Raw genomic sequence first — 16,615 nt, forward strand, 5'->3', positions numbered from 1 at the left:
AGGAAGCGTGGCCGCCGGCCCATGCTCTCAGGCGCGGCGGCACACCGAGCATCAGAAGGGCGCGTTGCGCACCATCAGCTCCACCTTCTGGAAGCTCTTGAGATCCGAGTAGCCGCACTTGGCCATGGCGCGGCGCAGGCCGCCGACGAAGTTCTCCGAGCCATAGCAGGAGCTGGAGGGGCCGTGCAGCAGGGTCTGCAGCGGCACCAGGTCGCTGCCCTCGGAGTCCCCACCGAAGCCCACCTGCTGCACCATGCCACGCGGGAACCGGGGATGCGCAGTCACCGACGGCCAGAACCAGCCGGGAGCGGCGGACTCGGTGGCGAACGCCAGCGGGCTGCCCAGCATGACGGCATCGGCGCCGCAGGCCATGGCGCGGGCAACATTGCCGGAGTACACCAGCTCATCGGAGTCGGCGATGATGTGCACATAGCGGCCGCCGGTCTCGTCGAGGTAGTCACGACGCGCCGCAGCCACATCGGCGATGGCAGAGGCCATCGGGGTGTGGATGCCCACGGTGAGGTCATTGGTATTCGAACCGCCGCCCACAATCACACCGGCGGCGCCGGTGCGCATCAGGTGCAGCGCGGTGTGATAATCGCCCACACCACCGGCGATCACCGGCACATCCAAGGTGCCGATGAACTCCTTGAGGTTCAAGGGCTCGCCGCCGGTCTCCACATGCTCTGCGGAAATAATGGTGCCCTGGATGACGATGATCTCGGCGCCGGCCTTCACCAACACCGGAGAGAGCTCGCGGGCGTGCTGCGGGGAGACGCGCACGGCCACCGTGGCGTCGCCGGAGCGTACCTCGCGGATGCGCTCCGTGAGTAGATCCACGTCCAGTTCTGCGGCGTGGAGTTGCTGCAATAGCGCCACCGCGGCCTCGGAGCCCTGCTCCATCTCGGTGTTCACCACCTGCGCGATGGCTCCCTTGAGATCAGCGTGGCGGCCCCACAGCCCCTCGGCGTTGATCACGGCCAGACCGCCGTTCTCCGCCATGGCGTTGACGAACTCCGGGGAGGCGAGGCTGTCTGTCGGATGGGAGAGGAAAGGAATATCGAAGCTGTAGGCATCGAAGTGCCAGGTGGTGTCCACGTCCTTGGAGGAGCGGGTGCGGCGCACGGGCACAAGCCCGATATCAGCGAGCGAGTAGGTGCGGCGGGCCTCCCGGCCGATGCCGATTTCCACGATGTCACGCATAGTCTTTGGTATTCACTTTCCGTCTATGTCGGGGGCGTATAGGTGCCTAGGGTCAAGAAGAAAGGCCCTAGGTCGTGTGCCTAGAGCCCTCATCTTAGCGCTGGTAGTAGTTCGGAGCTTCAACGGTCATCTGAATGTCATGCGGGTGCGACTCGCGCAACCCGGCACCGGTGATCCGCACGAACTGCGCGTCGTGCAGCTCCTCAATGCTGGAGGAGCCGGTGTAGCCCATGGCCGCGCGCAACCCGCCCACCAGCTGGTGGGTGATGGAGTCGATCGAGCCGCGGAAGGGCACGCGGCCCTCGATGCCTTCCGGCACCAGCTTGTCTTCGCTTTTCACATCGGCCTGGAAGTAGCGGTCCTTGGAGAAGGAGCGCTGCTCGCCGGAGAGGCCGCGGCCGCGCATCGCCCCCAGCGAGCCCATGCCGCGATACATCTTGTACTGCTTGCCGTTGACCACGGTGATCTCGCCCGGGGCCTCGGCGGTGCCGGCCAGCATGGAGCCGAGCATCACGGTCGAAGCGCCGGCGGCCAGGGCCTTGGCGATATCGCCGGAGTATTGCATGCCGCCATCGGCGATGATGGGCACGCCGGCCTTATGGGCCTCGGTGGCGGCCTCCATGATGGCGGTGATCTGCGGGGCGCCCACACCAGCGACCACGCGGGTGGTGCAGATAGAACCCGGGCCAATACCCACCTTGATGGCGTCCGCGCCGGCCTCAATCATGGCCTTCGCGGCGCTACGGGTGGCCAAGTTACCGCCGATCACCTCGACGGTCTCGCCCCATTCCTTCTTCACGCGGGAGACCATCTCCAGCACGCCGCGGGAGTGGGCGTGGGCGGAGTCCACCACGAGCACATCCACGCCGGCATCCACCAACGCCCCGGCGCGCTGCCAGGACTCATCGCCGGTGCCGATGCCTGCGCCCACCAGCAGGCGGCCGCGCTGATCCTTGGAGGAGTGCGGGTACTGCTCGGTCTTCACGAAGTCCTTGACCGTGATCAGACCCACCAGGCGGTTGTCATTGTCCACGATCGGCAGCTTCTCGATCTTATTGGCGCTGAGCAGGTGCAGTGCCTCTTCCTTGCTCACGCCCTCCTTGGCCACCACCAGCGGCATCGGAGTCATGACCTCGGCGACCGGGCGGTTGAAGTCCGGTTCGAAGCGCATATCGCGGTTGGTGCAGATGCCCAGCAGCACGCCGTTATCGTCCACCACGGGCAGACCAGAAATACGGAAGCGGGCGCACAGCGCATCCACCTCGCCGATGCTCTGATCGGGGCGACAGGTGACGGGATCGGAGACCATACCGGATTCGGAGCGCTTGACCAGCTCCACCTGCTCGGCCTGATCCTGAATGGAGAGGTTGCGGTGCAAAATACCCATGCCACCTTGGCGGGACATGGCAATCGCCATGCGGGCCTCAGTGACGGTGTCCATAGCCGCAGACACCACCGGAATGTGCAGGCGCAGCTTGCGCGTCAATTGCGCGGACGTCGTCACCTCGGAGGGGATCACATTGGACTCATTGGGCAAAAGCAGCACATCATCAAAGGTCAGCCCCACCAAGGCCACCTTATTAGGATCATCGCCGCCGGTTGTCACTCGCTCGTTATTCATCTGCTTGAAAGATCCTCCTCGTAGTCGCGCGTATCCCCGTCGCTGTCCCAGCGCCACCGCCTGTGAGGCCAGTCGATGCTTATCGACGCCACCTCGCGGTCACGCTCACCGGCACGGTGCAGATACAGGTGCCTTCCACACTAATCCCTCCGCCTCAGAGTTGAGAACACTTCTCCCCTGCTACCCCTACTCGTGGCAGATGGGGGCGCTGGGGATGCCCGATTGCTGGGTGGAGGCCGACAGTTGATTAATGAGGGCACACTCAATACCCTGAACGATGTGAATTTCTCTGAGATGCCACGCGATCCCTTTGAAGGCGATCCCAACGACCCCGCCCGTCTGTTGGATGAGGACGAGCCCTTTGCGCCCCTGAGCGAGGACGAGCGCGCCGGCCTGCATCAGGATCTCAAGCTGGTCAAGGAGTTTCGCACCCATCTCGCTCCCCGCGGGATCAAGGGCATCGTCTACTTCTGTGAGGATTGCGATCGCCCCCACTATTGCGACTGGGAGATGATGCAATCCAATATTCACGCCACCTTGCAGGAGGAGCTGCCGCCGGTGCACGAGCCGAGCGCCAACCCCAATCCCGATGAATATGCTCCCTGGGAGTACTGCATGGGCTTTCTCGACGGCATCACCCACCGCCGTTTCGGGCGCTAAGCTCCCACACATCACGACAGGCCCCGCCATATGGCGGGGCCTGTTGTCATAGCTAGGCAGTATTTAGAGCTGATCGCGCACGGCGTCGGGCAGTTCGGGGCCGCCATCGTGCATCAGGCGCTCCACCACGGACTTCTCTTTATCGTCCTTGGACTCCTTGGTGTCCACCTCGAGGGAGCGCTCACCCGGGGCCAACGGCGAGTCCACGGCCTTCGGTTCGCGGCTGGCCCGCTCCGGGCGGGTGGTCTCGCCATACTCATGGGACTCGGTGACCGTTTCCGTGACCGTTTCGGTGGCGGTGGTGGTCTCCGTCGTGGCACTGGGCTTCGAGGACTGCGAGCTCGCCGAGGAATTCGGCTGCGTGACCGTGGCCGTCACCGTGGAGGTCCGCGTGGACGGGCGCGGCGCGGCGGGAGTCATGGTGACAGTGCGCTGGGCTTCTTCCACCTGGCGGTGCGCGAGCTCCCGATCACGTTCATCGAGGTAGTTAATCAACTCACGGGCCTGGGCGATGAGGCGCTTGGCGCCTTCCACATCGCCGCGCTCGCGCAGTTCATCGGCCTCCTCCAGGGTGGAGGCGAGCTGCACCATATCGGCCTGGGGCTCGCCGAAGACGGCGACGCGAGCGCCCCACAGGGGGCCGCCAGGCTGGGCGTTGTAGACGGTGGTGCCGCCGACGACGATCATGGCGCTGGCTGCCACGGCGCCGAGCGCGGCGCCACCGACCATGCCCATCAGGCGCGGCTGCTGCGGCCGGCGCCGCCGAGCGCGGTGCGTGGCCATCGAGGTCACCGGCGCAGCGGCGGAATCCGTGGTGGTGTCGTTGTCTGCCGCTTGGTCCAGCAGCGCGCGAATATCCGGCACCGCATCGCTGGCGGCATCGCTGTGCACTTCCTCGCGCATGCCTGCGAGGGCCGCGGCGAGGGGATCCGAGCCATGGCTGGGATCAGCGCCGGCGGCGAGTTCATCGAGGAACGCATCGCACTGAAAAAATTCATCGCGCTGCACAGACAGATCCCTCGGATCTTCATGAGAACGAGATGTCATCGTGTGCTTCCTTCAAATTTCTTACGCAGCTGCTTCAGCGCTCGGTGTTGCGCCACGCGTACTGCCCCTGCTGTGGTGTCCAGAACCTCCGCAGTTTCCTCTGCGCTCAGTCCCACAAAGAGGCGGAGAACAAGGATTTCGCGAGACCTATCACTTAATAGATCGAGCAAGGCCCTCACCTCGTTACTACCGTCGAGACTTGGACTTACATCTTCAGGATTCATCGAGCGATCTGCGGTGTCGGGAACCTCGTCGGTGGGGTGTAATCGGTCACGACCCATGGCCCGATGCGCATCGATCACTTTATTGGAAGCGATTCCATAAACAAAGGCCATGAAGGGGCGCCCATGGTCCTTATAGTTCGGTATCGCGGTAGCCACCGCTAGGCACACATCCTGGATCACATCCTCGGGAGAGGGGTACTGGCTGCGGGAGATACGCGCCCGCACATAGCGAGCCACCAAAGGGTGAATCAGCCGAATAATTTCCTGTAGAGCTTTGTTATCCCCATCAGCAGCGGGCGCGACCAGCGGGGCGAGCTGTTGCTCCAGTTCACCTGACACTGTTCGTCGGGCCTCCCACTATCTGCGATACGAATATGACATATGTCCTACCGGCACCACGCTGGGCAAACCACAGCGTGGCCGCCTCTCGCTAAAGAGCCCGCACATTAGCTCGGACAGTAAAAAGTACTTTTTAAGTATAACGACAGGTTCTATTGAAACTTTTTGAACACCCCCCGCCAGACTAACCCCCTCCCCTGCCTGCCCCCACCCAAGAGTTCACGCATCGTTCATATCGTCCCATAGCCCCTGTACAGGGCATATGCGTTTGTTAGGAAAAGAGTTTCTTTAAATCAGGTGCCATGAATGCTTAATGTGTCGTTTACCCGTAGCGCGCACACTGATCGGCGTATCACCACCGTCTTGTTCATACGCCTTTTATTCATCAAGGAGCATCCTCATGCCCCAGCCGAGCGAGCTACCCGGTACCTACACGGATTTTTGGGATTGGCAGATGAAGGGAGCCTGCCGCGGGCACGAGTCCGCGGTGTTCTTCCACCCCGATGGGGAGCGCGGCCGCGCCCGACTCAATCGCGAAAACAAAGCTAAGGAAGTCTGCCATGGCTGCCCCGTCCTCGAGCAGTGCCGTGACCATGCCCTGCGGGTAGGCGAACCCTATGGCATCTGGGGCGGGCTCTCTGAATCCGAGCGCGCCATTATCCTCCGCACCCGCTAAACGCCTCGCCGGAGCCACCACAGCATAAACGCCCAGCCCCTGAGATATTCAGGGCGCTGGGCGTTGCTGCAGCATGAGCCGAGTTTAGTGGTGGTGGTGGCCGCAGCCACCCTCCTGCTCCTCGGGCTCGGCCGGCTTATCCACCACGGAGGCCTCGGTGGTCAGCACCATCCGGGCCACGGAGGTGGCGTTCACCACGGCGGAGTGGGTCACCTTCACAGGGTCAATGATGCCCTGCTCGATGAGGTTTCCATACTCCAAGGTGGCGGCGTTGAAGCCGGAACCATTGTCCATCTCTGCGGTGTGGGCGACGACGACGGCACCGTCCAGACCTGCGTTGGCGGCAATCCAGTAGGTGGGCTTGGTCAGTGCGCGGGCGGTAGCCAGCACACCGATCTTTTCCTCGCCCTCGAACTCCTCGGCATAGGCCTTGAGCTCTTCGGCGATCTGCACCAGCGCGGATCCACCGCCGGCCACGATGCCCTCATCGGCAGCGGCCTTGGCAGCGTTGATGGCGTCCTCCACGCGCAGCTTGCGCTCGCCGACCTCGGTCTCGGTGGCGGCGCCCACCTTGATCACGGCGATACCACCGGAGAGCTTGGCCAGACGCTCCTGCGCCTTTTCCTTATCCCAGGTGGAGGAGGTGGACTCGATTTCGCGGCGAATCTGCTCGCGGCGTACCTCGACGTCCTCGGCGGAGCCGGCGCCATCGACGATCACGGTCTGATCCTTGGTCACGGTGACGCGACGAGCGGAACCGAAGTGGCTCATCTCGGTCTCGGAGAGGTTGATACCCACCTCCGGGTCGATCACGGTGGCGTTGGTGACCACGGCGAGATCATCCATGAAGGCCTTGCGGCGATCGCCGAAGTACGGGGACTTCACGGCCACAACGTTGAGGGTCTTGCGCAGGGCGTTGACCACAACCATCTGCAGCGGCTCGCCCTCGATGTCCTCCGCAATGATGAGCACGGGGCGCTTGGAGTCCACGATCTTCTCCAGCACCGGCACGAAGTCCGGCAGCGAGGAGATCTTATTGCGCACCAGCAGGATCAGTGGATCGTCCAGCTCGGCGCGCTGGGCGTCGACGTCGGTGATGAAGTAGGGAGAAAGGAAGCCCTTGTCGAAGGACACGCCCTCGGTGATGTCGAGGGTGGTCTCCATGGACTGGGACTCCTCAACGGTGACCACACCGTCCTTGCCCACCTTCTCCATGGCGCCGGCCACCATCTCGCCGATCTCCGGATCGCGCGAGGACACAGTGGCCACGTTCGCAATCTCGGAGGCAGCGGAGACATCGGTGGCGCGCGCCTTGAGTAGCTCCACGGTCTTCTCCGCCGCAGCCGCGATACCGCGGTTGAGGCCGATGGGGTTGGAGCCTGCCGCTACGTTGCGCAGGCCTTCGTCGATAAGCGCCTGGGCGAGCAGCGTGGCGGTGGTGGTGCCATCGCCGGCAGCGTCGTTGGTCTTGATGGCCACAGACTTCACCAGCTGGGCGCCGAGGTCCTCGAGGGGCTCCTCCACGTCGATATCGCGGGCGATGGTGACACCATCATTGGTGACGGTCGGGGCGCCGAAGGCCTTCTCGAGCACCACATTGCGGCCGCGGGGGCCAAGGGTGACCTTGACGGCGTCGGCGAGAGTATTGACGCCGCGTTGGATGCCCTCGCGGGCCTCCTGGTTAAAAGCAATGAGTTTCGCCATAAGTGGCTCGACCCCTCCTTAGTTCTCGATGACTGCGAGAATGTCGCGCTGAGACAGCAGCAGGTACTCCTGGCCGTTGTACTTCAGCTCGGTTCCGCCGTACTTAGAGAACACCACGACGTCGCCTTCCTTCACGTCCATCTGGACGCGCTCGTCGTTGTCGCCCCAGCGGCCCGGGCCCACAGCGATGACGGTGGCTTCCTGCGGCTTTTCCTTAGCAGAGTCCGGGATAACCAGACCGGATGCGGTGGTGGTCTCGGCCTCGTTGATCTGGACCAGGACGCGGTCTTCCAGCGGCTTGATGTTTACATTCGCCACGATATTCCTCCATATGACATAGCAAGAATGGTTTCCATGTGCCGGTTGGTACTTCCAGCACAGCCGTCGTCGCGGGTGAACAACTGTGGGTCACACAACCTATTGGCACTCTACCCCCGTGAGTGCTAACGCTCAACTGTGCCCACTGCTAGGGTGCTGAGCTCTCGGGCCTGGGGCCTCAGCCTGGCGTCGATGCGCCCGCATCCGCGGAGGATCGGCGGCGCCACTGGGCAATAAAGGGCAGGGACAGGATAATTAGCCCCGCCCCGAGAGTGGCCGCGCCCAACCCGAGGGTAAAGCCGCCGAGGATCAGCATGGGGGCAATAATGATCACCAGAATCTCGATGGGCGCGAATCCCACATAGGCCACGCCGAACTCCTCAAGGGTGCCGGACTTCATATTCGGATCCACGATCTTCAGAATGGCAATCGCCGTGGCCACAGAGGCAGTGGACCAGCCCCAGCCGAAGAGGGCACGCTCAAACCACGGATCCTTGAAGGCGCGCGGCGCCACCACAAAGGCGTAGACACAGCAGAACGCCAGAGCAAAGAGGAAAAGCAGCACCAGCGCTAGGGCATAGTCGGCCACCACCGCGGGAATAATCGCGGCCACCCCCGTGACCACGAGATAGTCGGTGAAGCCGCCGGAAATGGAGCCTACGAGGTCCTTATCCACAAAGTGGGGCGCCTTCACTATGTGCAGCAGCCCCACCCCGAGCATGCCGACGACGAAGGAGGACGCAAATAGCGGCACGGACAGCACCGGAAAGAGCGACTCGAGCAGCAGCTTGATCTGATAGCCCACGAACATGGTGATGCCCACGACGGAGACATGCAGGGCGATCGGCTCGATCGAGGAGGGATTCGTGGTGGCCTTGCCCACGCTCGGGCGCTCGCTGCTCTGGCCGATCCAGCCGGTGCGAATATCGTCGGAGAGGCTGGAGAAATCCGGCAGCTGCGAGGTCTTGCCGGTGGATGAGCCCCACTTGGCAATGATCACCCCGCCCACCACGGCGGCGAGGGTGCCGACGGTAGCCGCCGTAAAGCCGAGCGTCATCGCCGCCTCTTGTCCCTGGCTTTCGAGCGATCCGCCAACCGCTGCGGCCACGCCGAAGCCGCCCACAAAGCCGACGGGCACCATCGCGCCGAACCACTCGGGCGTGCCCAAGAGCGGGGCAAAGAGGAGCACGCCGAGCAGGGCGAATATGCCCCACTGCGTGAGAAACATCGACACCGATACCGACCACATCGTGCGCGCTCCAGAGCGAACCTCCTGGGAGAAGTTCATGGTGTAGGGCAATGCGCCGAAGACGGCCGCGATGAGCATGGTGGTGTAGGTGTTGAGCTGATCGGAGAAGGGGATCCACCCCAGCCCCTCGGGGCCGAGGGCGAGGCCGAGAATGCCCGCGGTAATGGGCGCGGGCACCATGAGTTTCTGGAATACCGGCACGAATCGCCGCAGCAGTTTGCCCACCACGAGCAACACGGAGATCCAGCCGAGGTCTAGCAGCAAAACATAGGGCGAAAAATCATCCACAGGTGTACCTCACATCTTTGGAAGCTCTATGACTTAAGCCATATTCACAACAATGTCAGCTACACTACAGACTTTTCTTAGTGTCTCGAAACCTTCCCCCACACACGAGGAGAAGCCGGCGCTGTCGCGGACGCGAGGGACATCGCACGCGGACAACGCCCCTGCTGCACGGGGCGCGTCTACTCGGCGGCGCGGCGGCCGAGGTTGAGCACTGCTGCACGCCAGAGAGCATAATCCTCCGGCTCGTCTTGCCGGTAGTTGTCTACGGCGCGGATACCGGACCGCACCTGCTCGATATCGTCATCGCTGATATCGGAGCCATCGGCGCCGACGAAGAGCACCGGACCGCAGACAGCATTGGTGGGGTCGGTGAGGAAGGCGGAGTTTCCGGTGGTGGCCTCTTGGCGGCCCATGGATGCCACGGGGTTGGGCTCGGCGCCCTCGCTGGCCGCCGCGGCGGCGTAGAGCGCGGCCACGGTGGTGCCATCATCGCGAAAGGTGACGGACACACGCTGCCCGTCGGCGCCGAGATACGCGGCGGCGTCCTCAAGCTCGAAGGTGATCAGCTGCGAAGAGGAATCGGGGTGCACGAGCAGGCCACGGGGCATGGAAAAACAACCTTTGCTAGTTCTGCGTGAGGAGCGCGCGGGCGCAGGGACATCTTCTGTGTCTAACAGAGCACTCAGCCCAGACGCCTGCCCTCGCCGCACAATTCAGCAGATGTTTCCCAAAGTTTCACCCCGCGTGTGCGCTGCGGCAACTAAGCCTGGGGCTGTTCCACCTCAAGCGAGGGGTCGGTGCCCACGCTGAGATCCGAGGGAGCAGCCCCGGCGCGAATCCGCTCGGCGCAGAGCGCGGCGATCATCACTCCATTATCGGTGCAGTAGCTCAGCGGCGGCACCCGTAACTCGATGCTGGCGGAGCGGCAGCGCCGCTCGGCGAGCTCACGCAAGCGGGAATTGGCGGCCACTCCCCCGCCAAGCAGCAACACGCTGGCACCGGTATCGCGGCAGGCGCGCACCGCCTTGGCCGTGAGGACATCCACCACGGCTTCTTGGAAGGAGGCGCACACATCCGGAATATCGATCACCCGGCCCTCGCGCTCGGCCTGTTCCACATAGCGGGCGACGGCGGTTTTGAGCCCGGAGAAGGAGAAGTCATAGGCGGATTTACGCATGCCGCGGGGAAAGGCGATGGCCTTGGGGTTGCCTGTGCGGGCGAGGCGGTCGATCACGGGCCCGCCCGGGTAACCGAGACGCAGCAGCCGGGCCACCTTGTCATAGGCTTCACCGGCGGCGTCGTCCACGGTGGAGCCCAGTTCCACCATGGGTTCGCCTACCGCGCGCACCTCGAGGAGCTGGGTGTGCCCGCCGGAGACCAACAGTGCCACGGAGTGTGGCAGCTGCTCGCCGTCGATAGTGGCGACGGCCACGTGGCCGCCGAGGTGATTGAGCCCGTAGAAGTCCACGCCCCAGCCCGCGGCATAGGCTTTCGCGGCGGAGGCGCCCACCAGCAGCGCACCGGCAAGGCCGGGGCCCACGGTGGCGGCCACGACATCGGGTTTATCGATGCCGGCCTCCCGCAGGGCTTGGTGCATCACCGGCTGGATGGATTCCAGGTGGGCGCGGGAGGCGATTTCGGGCACCACGCCGCCGAAGCGGGCGTGCTGGTCCATGGAGGAGGCGACGGCATTGGCGCGGACAGCCATGCGGCCATCCTCGAAGAGCTCGATGATGCCGACACCGGTTTCGTCGCAGGATGATTCGATCCCGCAGATAAAGCGTGACACGACTGTGTATTGACCTAGCTGGGATTGGGGGCGCCGTGCGGATTGCGCTGCATCACATAGGCATCGGCGCCGGAGGGCTGATAGTAGTTTTTGCGCTCGTCGATGACGCCGAAACCATAGCGCTGGTAGAGCGTCACCGCGGCGGTGTTATCGGTGCGGCATTCGAGGAAGATCGGGCCCTCATAGTAGTCGGCCACGTCCACAAAAACCTGCAGCATCAGGGTGGCAATGCCCTGGCGGCGGTAGTCGGGGTCCACGCCGATGGTGTGGATCTCGAACTCGGGATCATCTTCCGGCCCGAGCATGGCGAGGCCGGCATAGCCCACGAGCACGCCATTGTCCTCGTAGCCGATATAGATGGTGCGGCCGGCGAACTCATAGTAGAAGGCCTGCTCGCTCCACGGATCATCCTCGCCGAAGAGCTGCTTTTCCAGCTGGGCGCAGCGCGGGGCATCCTCGTTGTTCAACGGGCGCAGCGCGTCGGGCAGGATCAGCTGCCCATCGTCGTCGGTGATCGCAGGGCGCGGGGTGGATGATGACGCAGGGTTGGAGTCACTCACGGGAACAGTTCACACTTCCTTGACGGGTCTCACTCGGTGTTGATGGGCGCTACCCGGCGCTACACGGGCGGTGCCGCGATGCGCCGCTTATCTTCGACACTATACGCAGCCGCTAGCCCAGATTGATGTCGGGGATCGCCGGCGATAGCGGCTGCGGCGCGGGTTCCACGGCATCGGGCCGGCGCAAATAGAGCGGCACCAGCGGCGCGGGCTCACGTTCCCACTCCGCCACGGCCACCAGCGATGCCGGGGTGGGGCTGATATCCACGCGCCGCGCCGTGGCGGGCAGCTCAATGTGCGCGGGGCAGTTGAGCACTTCCACCGGATCATCCTGCAGCAGCTCGGCCACATGGGCGGGGGCGTGCACCTCGGGTCCGGTGCTGCGCTGACCATCGCGGTAGCGGGACCAGTAGACCTCGCGGCGGCGGGCGTCGGTGGCCACGAGGAGGCTGCTGGGCGGGGAGGCGGCGTCGATAAGCTGCTGGGCGATCGCATCGTGGGAGACCACTCCGTGCACGGGGATGCCGAGCGCATCGCCGAGGGCGGCGGCGGTGGCCATGCCCACGCGCAGGCCGGTGAAGGGCCCCGGGCCGCAGCCGACGACGATGGCGTCGAGATCAGGCAGGGTGCAGCCGGCGCGGGCGGCGCAGTCCTGGATGGTAGGAATAAGCACCTCATTGTGCTTGCGACAGTCGCGCACCAGCTGCACGGCGAGCTCGCCGTGGGCGGTGTCGACGATGCCGGCGACAAGTGTAGGTGTGGAGGTATCGATGGCTAAGCACAACACGATGTATCACCCTACCCACCCGCTAGGCTAGGAGCCTATGCAGGCAACAGTGACCACCGCCGTGGGCGCCTTTACCCTCACTGCGGGCCCGCAGGGTATCACTCGGGTGGATTTCGGCGCGGAGCAACCCATCGCCCCAGCTAGTGACGTACTGCGCCAGGCCTGCGAGGAGTTATGTGCCTATGCCGCGGGCGAGCGCCGGCAGTTCTCGGTGGCGTGGGACTCTCGCCCCCACACCGCTTTTCGACGCCATCTCTACGCCGCCCTGAGCACTGTGGGCTATGGCGAGACGCTGAGCTACGGCCAGCTCGCAGCACGGGCCGGCCATCCTGGGGCGGTGCGCGCCACCGGCACGGCGCTGCGGCTCAATCCCGTGCCCGTGTTTCTGCCCTGCCATCGGATTCTGCGCGGCGATGGCAGTATCGGCGGCTATGCCGGCGGGGTGGAGCTGAAGCGCCGGCTGCTGCGCCTGGAGGGCGTGGAGATCTAGTCGGTTATGGCGCGGCGCTGGCGCACATCGTGCACCCCGATCGCGGTGGCGCTGAGCATGATGATGACGATGATGCCGAAACTGCCGGCCACGGCCACCGGCCACGCCACGCGCTCTAGCAGGGCGAAGAGCACCGCGGTAATCATGGCCAAGCCGATGGCGGTGCCGATGCGCTGGCCCACCTGCAGAACCGCCCCGGAGGAGCCGGCATAGTTTTGGGGCACATCCGCCAGCGACAGGGTTTGGTTCGGGCTGATCACGCTGCCCTGCCCCACGCCGACGATGCCGAGGGTGGCCACCAGCCACCACTCGCTGAGCATGCCGCGGTGCTCGCCGAGGATCACCAGGATGCTCAAGATCATGCCGGTAGTGGCCACGAGCATGCCGCCCACGACCAGCGGGCGGCCAAGGTCCATCACGCGCCGGCCGGCCCAGTCCGCAGAGAGCGAGGAGGCGAGCGCGGCGGGGATCCCCACGGAGCCGGCCACGAGCGCCGAGTAGCCTAGGCCCTGCTGGAAATACATGGCCACGATCACCCAGATGCTGGTGATGCCCAAAAAATACAGCGAGGATAGCGCGGCGCCATTGCGGAAACTCGAGACCACCAGCACATCGAGATCCACCATGGGGGCGTGGCCGGAGTCCTTATAGGAGCGTTCCCAGCGCACAAAAGCGGTGAGCAGCAGCAGGGAGAGCAGCGCTAAGAACCACACCCACGGCCGTTGTTTTCCTTCCACGAAAGGCAGCAGGAAGAGCAGCACGGCGCTGGTCAGCAGCGCCACGCCCACGGGGTCGATGGCGCGGATCACCGAGGAGATCTTGTAGCTGCCATCCGCGGTGCGCACCGGATCGGCGCTCGCCAGCGGCCGCGGGAACCATAAAAGCCCCAAGATCAGCACGATCAACCCGATAGGCAGATTGACAAACATGGTGAGCTGCCAGCCTAAGTCTTCCCCGCCCAGACCGATGAGGAATCCGCCGAGCACCGGGCCAATGGCCACCGCGATGCCCACGGTGGAGCCGAAGAAACCAAAGGCACGGCCGCGTTCTTTGCCGGTGAAATAGTACTGAATCATGCCGATCAGCTGCGGATTCATCAACCCCGCACCCATGCCCTGCACCAGCCGGGCTGCCACGAGGAAGGCGGGAGTAGGGGAAAGGCCACCTGCGACGGAACCGCTGAGGAACACGATGAGGCCGATGAGGAAAAACCCGGGCCTGCCGAAAATATCTCCGGCCCGACCGGCGGGCACGAGGAAGGCACCAAAGACGAGTGTGTAGCCGGAGAGCACCCATTGGATATCAGTGTGGGTGGCGCCCAAACCGGCCTGGATCGCGGGCAGCGCCACGTTCATGATGCTCACGGACATCAGGGACATGAACACGGACACGAGCATGAGCCCGAGGATTTTCCAGCGAATAGGATCCGCGGCAGCGGGGGTAGTACTCAACTGCTTAGTCTCCTCATCTATCCATCGTCGCCACACTGGGCTCGTCCTTCATCGGCGCCGATCATGCACAGCCGCAGCGTCGCTTCTGCATAGACCCGATACGGCGGGAACGCGATAGCTCTCGATGCCGACGTGCTGGGCCGAGCACTCCCCGAAAAAATTCGTGGAGTAGTGCTCCGGCTGAACGCAGCACCACCCTACTCATACTCCTCTTTCTCCGGCGCTGCCCACTGGACGCGCCTACAGTTATGAGCCATGGCGACATCACCGCGGAGAGTCGATGGGCTCGATATCGCACGAGCGCTCGCGATCATCGGCATGATGTACGCGCACACCGTGTATCACGGGCCGAGCGTACTCACAGATCTTTCGGACGGCTATCCTTCTACCCTCTTCGCTGTGCTCAGCGGCATCGCCTTGGCCATCATCGTGGACAGACATGACTGGGGCGTGGCCACCGTCAGAGGCATCGCCCTGATCGCGGTGAGTATCGTCCTCACTCCCTTCAGCGGCGCCATCGCCGTCGTCCTCGGCACCATTGGCGTGGCGCAGATCCTGCTCGCGCCCCTCGCGCAGTGGAGCACGCGGCGCTTAGTGATTCTCACCGGGGTGCTCGTGCTTATCGGACCGTTGCTGCAGCAGGCGCTGCTTAGCTCGATGAGTCCCATCGGCCTGATAGGAGACGGCGCCTATCCGCTGCCGGCGTGGCTGGCCTACACCCTCCTCGGAGTCCTACTCGCCAGGGTGTACTGGGCGCGAGCGCTGCTGTGGTGCATCCCCGCCGGCGCAGGTGCCGTCCTTGCCCGCTCTGTGCTTATTGATCACGCCGATTCTTTTCTCGCCCCCGCAGGAATGGCGGATTCGCCCTTATCCGCTGCGCTCGAGTTCTATCTGCTGCCGCTGCCGCACAGCGGCTCCATCGGCGATATGGCGGCTACCGGGCTCGCGGCCGTGGCCGTCATCGTGGCGCTGCGATATGCCCACTTCTACCCGCTGCAGGCTGTCGGCTCCATGGCCCTGACGGTCTACGTCACCCACGTTCTGCTCACCGCGCCACTGACGGCGGCGCTCAACCCCGCGGCAGATAGCTATTCCTCCGCCCCGGCGTTCGGCTCCTCTGTATTCGGCACAGATGACTTCGGCACAGATGACACAGACACAGCTCCGGGCAGCACGCGCTACGAAGAAGGCGACTCGCTGGCCGACTCCGCGGACGCAGAGGTGGTGCAGCAGCGCCAGCGCGCCTTGGATGTGCTCCACATGCGCCTGCGCGGGCCCCTCAACAGCGAGCAGTTCGAGCGCGCTCTCAGCGAGTACACCCTGGACTATTACATGGCCGAGCCCGATCCCCTTCTCGATTCCACGGCACCGCTGTCCGCCGAGCAGCAACAGCTCCGGGATGAGCTTCTCGCACTCGACTCCCCCACAGCCGCCAGAGAGAGTGCTGAGCGCTTCATCGGCGAGTACTCCCCCGATGCAGATGGCAGCGTCGGCGAGATCCCAGCACCGGACGCCGAGCCCTATAGCTGGCAGGATGTGAGTGTGTTCAGCATCCAACTGCTGATCGCCCTGCTCGGCACCTCGCTCTATCGCCTGCGCTGGCGGCGCGGCCCCATGGAATATCTGCTCCACCGGCTCAGCATCGCCACGAGCACCAGCGGCAGCGAGCCGCCCTCGCGCTCGCCATCGTGGGTGCTGCGGAGGAGGCGCCCACGCGCAGCTAGTGCCACTGCCAAGAGATGAGGCGCGCCTCCGAGTCTGGGTCGGCCTCCACCGCGGAATGGCGATCGAGGGTGAGCAGCAGATAGTGCTCGGCGAGCTGCTCCATCAAGCCCTTACCCCACTCGGCCACCACCACCGCTTCGTGCAGCTCGCTATCCATATCCAAAGAGTCAAGCGCCCCCACCGGATCCACCGGGCCGCTGCCCTCCCCGAGCAAACGATAGGCATCCACGTGGATCAGGCTCGGGCCGCTGCCGCGCGGGCGATGCTCCCGGGCGATAGTAAAGGTCGGCGAGGTCACCCGCCCCTTCACATTCATGCCGCGGGCAATGCCCTGGGTGAGGCTGGTTTTTCCCGCCCCCAGCGGGCCATCCAGAATCACCACATCCCCGGCTTCGAGGACACGGCCGAGCCGTTCCCCGAAGGCGTGGGTGTCCTCCAATTCCTCGCAACGCTCCTGCCCAGAGGCGGGCCACTCTTTAAGCAT

The 16,615-nt window shown here is 64.4% G+C and carries 17 protein-coding genes; 4 read left to right on the top strand and 13 right to left on the bottom strand.

From position 1 onward, the window contains the following. Window positions 1-51: 51 nt before the first annotated feature. Both KR227_RS06175 and guaB read right to left on the bottom strand, forming a co-directional pair. Complete coding sequence (locus tag KR227_RS06175) at window positions 52-1,203, bottom strand: GuaB3 family IMP dehydrogenase-related protein (RefSeq protein WP_218364429.1); 1,152 nt, start codon at window positions 1,201-1,203, stop codon at window positions 52-54. A 94-nt stretch (window positions 1,204-1,297) separates the two neighbouring features. Beyond that, complete coding sequence (gene guaB, locus KR227_RS06180) at window positions 1,298-2,824, bottom strand: IMP dehydrogenase (RefSeq protein ID WP_151529862.1); 1,527 nt, start codon at window positions 2,822-2,824, stop codon at window positions 1,298-1,300. Window positions 2,825-3,103: 279 nt separating this feature from the next. Between guaB and KR227_RS06185 the strand changes: the two genes are divergently transcribed. Further along, the gene (locus KR227_RS06185; RefSeq protein WP_218364430.1) at window positions 3,104-3,484 is read left to right on the top strand and encodes a DUF5319 domain-containing protein; all 381 of its coding nucleotides are present in this window, start codon (window positions 3,104-3,106) and stop codon (window positions 3,482-3,484) included. A gap of 63 nt (window positions 3,485-3,547) precedes the next feature. On the opposite strand, the gene KR227_RS06190 is transcribed toward KR227_RS06185, so the two are convergent. After that, window positions 3,548-4,531 carry a hypothetical protein gene (locus KR227_RS06190; RefSeq protein WP_218364431.1) on the bottom strand — a complete coding sequence of 328 codons (984 nt, stop codon included), beginning with the start codon at window positions 4,529-4,531 and terminating at the stop codon, window positions 3,548-3,550. Continuing rightward, complete coding sequence (locus KR227_RS06195) at window positions 4,528-5,094, bottom strand: sigma-70 family RNA polymerase sigma factor (protein ID WP_218364432.1); 567 nt, start codon at window positions 5,092-5,094, stop codon at window positions 4,528-4,530. The genes KR227_RS06190 and KR227_RS06195 overlap by 4 nt, the downstream gene beginning before the upstream one ends. Window positions 5,095-5,494: 400 nt before the next feature. Here KR227_RS06195 and KR227_RS06200 point away from each other — a divergent pair, with 400 nt between their 5' ends. Further along, the gene (locus KR227_RS06200) at window positions 5,495-5,770 is read left to right on the top strand and encodes a WhiB family transcriptional regulator (RefSeq protein WP_151528879.1); all 276 of its coding nucleotides are present in this window, start codon (window positions 5,495-5,497) and stop codon (window positions 5,768-5,770) included. Between the two features lie 84 nt (window positions 5,771-5,854). On the opposite strand, the gene groL is transcribed toward KR227_RS06200, so the two are convergent. From groL to tsaB, 7 genes are all read right to left on the bottom strand, one after another. Further along, entirely contained in the window at window positions 5,855-7,474 is a 1,620-nt protein-coding gene (gene groL, locus KR227_RS06205; RefSeq protein ID WP_218364433.1) for a chaperonin GroEL, read from the bottom strand. Window positions 7,475-7,492: 18 nt separating this feature from the next. Next, a complete protein-coding gene (gene groES / locus KR227_RS06210; protein ID WP_151528881.1) occupies window positions 7,493-7,792 on the bottom strand; it encodes a co-chaperone GroES in 300 nt (99 codons plus the stop codon). Between the two features lie 178 nt (window positions 7,793-7,970). Beyond that, window positions 7,971-9,329, bottom strand: a complete 1,359-nt coding sequence (locus KR227_RS06215) for a sodium/glutamate symporter (RefSeq protein ID WP_370625189.1) — start codon at window positions 9,327-9,329, stop codon at window positions 7,971-7,973. Window positions 9,330-9,508: 179 nt separating this feature from the next. Continuing rightward, entirely contained in the window at window positions 9,509-9,937 is a 429-nt protein-coding gene (locus KR227_RS06220; protein WP_218364434.1) for a hypothetical protein, read from the bottom strand. A 152-nt stretch (window positions 9,938-10,089) separates the two neighbouring features. Further along, the gene (gene tsaD / locus KR227_RS06225; protein ID WP_370625190.1) at window positions 10,090-11,118 is read right to left on the bottom strand and encodes a tRNA (adenosine(37)-N6)-threonylcarbamoyltransferase complex transferase subunit TsaD; all 1,029 of its coding nucleotides are present in this window, start codon (window positions 11,116-11,118) and stop codon (window positions 10,090-10,092) included. Between the two features lie 14 nt (window positions 11,119-11,132). Continuing rightward, entirely contained in the window at window positions 11,133-11,633 is a 501-nt protein-coding gene (gene rimI / locus KR227_RS06230; protein ID WP_370625214.1) for a ribosomal protein S18-alanine N-acetyltransferase, read from the bottom strand. Window positions 11,634-11,790: 157 nt separating this feature from the next. Then, on the bottom strand, window positions 11,791-12,465 hold the full coding sequence (gene tsaB, locus KR227_RS06235; protein WP_218364436.1) for a tRNA (adenosine(37)-N6)-threonylcarbamoyltransferase complex dimerization subunit type 1 TsaB: 675 nt from the start codon (window positions 12,463-12,465) through the stop codon (window positions 11,791-11,793). 37 nt (window positions 12,466-12,502) lie between these two features. On the opposite strand from tsaB, the gene KR227_RS06240 reads away from it, so the two are divergent. Beyond that, entirely contained in the window at window positions 12,503-12,955 is a 453-nt protein-coding gene (locus KR227_RS06240) for a methylated-DNA--[protein]-cysteine S-methyltransferase (RefSeq protein ID WP_255549170.1), read from the top strand. On the opposite strand, the gene KR227_RS06245 is transcribed toward KR227_RS06240, so the two are convergent. Beyond that, window positions 12,952-14,406, bottom strand: a complete 1,455-nt coding sequence (locus tag KR227_RS06245) for an MFS transporter (RefSeq protein ID WP_218364438.1) — start codon at window positions 14,404-14,406, stop codon at window positions 12,952-12,954. The two genes, KR227_RS06240 and KR227_RS06245, sit on opposite strands and share 4 nt — an antisense overlap. Before the next feature lie 255 nt (window positions 14,407-14,661). Here KR227_RS06245 and KR227_RS06250 point away from each other — a divergent pair, with 255 nt between their 5' ends. Further along, window positions 14,662-16,149, top strand: a complete 1,488-nt coding sequence (locus KR227_RS06250; RefSeq protein WP_218364440.1) for a DUF1624 domain-containing protein — start codon at window positions 14,662-14,664, stop codon at window positions 16,147-16,149. On the opposite strand, the gene tsaE is transcribed toward KR227_RS06250, so the two are convergent. Continuing rightward, complete coding sequence (tsaE, locus tag KR227_RS06255) at window positions 16,127-16,615, bottom strand: tRNA (adenosine(37)-N6)-threonylcarbamoyltransferase complex ATPase subunit type 1 TsaE (protein WP_151528889.1); 489 nt, start codon at window positions 16,613-16,615, stop codon at window positions 16,127-16,129. The genes KR227_RS06250 and tsaE overlap by 23 nt on opposite strands.

Origin of the sequence: Corynebacterium sp. TAE3-ERU30 (genome assembly GCF_019209925.1) — a bacterium.
Classification (GTDB): domain Bacteria; phylum Actinomycetota; class Actinomycetes; order Mycobacteriales; family Mycobacteriaceae; genus Corynebacterium; species Corynebacterium megadyptis.

What these genes read in the sequence shown, in the direction of transcription:
- KR227_RS06175 (WP_218364429.1), bottom strand. Translation starts at nt 1,203, where the DNA reads ATGCGTGACATCGTGGAAATCGGCATCGGCCGGGAGGCCCGCCGCACC.
- guaB (WP_151529862.1), bottom strand. Translation starts at nt 2,824, where the DNA reads ATGAATAACGAGCGAGTGACAACCGGCGGCGATGATCCTAATAAGGTG.
- KR227_RS06190 (WP_218364431.1), bottom strand. Translation starts at nt 4,531, where the DNA reads ATGACATCTCGTTCTCATGAAGATCCGAGGGATCTGTCTGTGCAGCGC.
- KR227_RS06200 (WP_151528879.1), top strand. Translation starts at nt 5,495, where the DNA reads ATGCCCCAGCCGAGCGAGCTACCCGGTACCTACACGGATTTTTGGGAT.
- groL (WP_218364433.1), bottom strand. Translation starts at nt 7,474, where the DNA reads ATGGCGAAACTCATTGCTTTTAACCAGGAGGCCCGCGAGGGCATCCAA.
- KR227_RS06220 (WP_218364434.1), bottom strand. Translation starts at nt 9,937, where the DNA reads ATGCCCCGTGGCCTGCTCGTGCACCCCGATTCCTCTTCGCAGCTGATC.
- KR227_RS06240 (WP_255549170.1), top strand. Translation starts at nt 12,503, where the DNA reads ATGCAGGCAACAGTGACCACCGCCGTGGGCGCCTTTACCCTCACTGCG.
- KR227_RS06250 (WP_218364440.1), top strand. Translation starts at nt 14,662, where the DNA reads ATGGCGACATCACCGCGGAGAGTCGATGGGCTCGATATCGCACGAGCG.
- tsaE (WP_151528889.1), bottom strand. Translation starts at nt 16,615, where the DNA reads ATGCTTAAAGAGTGGCCCGCCTCTGGGCAGGAGCGTTGCGAGGAATTG.